This is a genomic window from Streptomyces capoamus (assembly GCF_014654935.1).
In the GTDB taxonomy this organism is placed as follows: domain Bacteria; phylum Actinomycetota; class Actinomycetes; order Streptomycetales; family Streptomycetaceae; genus Streptomyces; species Streptomyces capoamus.
Window position 1 is genome coordinate 1 of record NZ_BNBF01000090.1, and the last position, 286, is coordinate 286.

Here is a 286-nt window from a genome sequence, read left to right on the forward strand (position 1 = left end):
CTATCTATAGTCTTTTTGCCCTGGTTGATCTCTCTCTGCTGTAATAAAAGTTTGAAAACTTGGATTACTAATTGGTGGAATACTAGACAATGCGAAACTTTTTTGAATGATATTCAAGAAAAAAGTTTTCTAGAAAAATTCATACAATTAGAGGAACTATTCCAGCTCGATGAAATGATAAAGGAATACCCAGAAACCAATTTACAACAATTTCGTCTAGGAATCCACAAAGAAACGATCCAATTCATCAAGATACACAATGAGTATAATATCCATACAATCTTGC

General features: G+C 32.2%; 1 protein-coding gene. It reads left to right on the forward strand.

Annotation, left to right across the window (positions count from 1 at the left end):
* Positions 1-51: 51 nt before the first annotated feature.
* A partial coding sequence (locus tag IE312_RS44835; RefSeq protein ID WP_229900951.1) for a hypothetical protein occupies positions 52-286 on the forward strand: 235 nt, incomplete at its 3' end.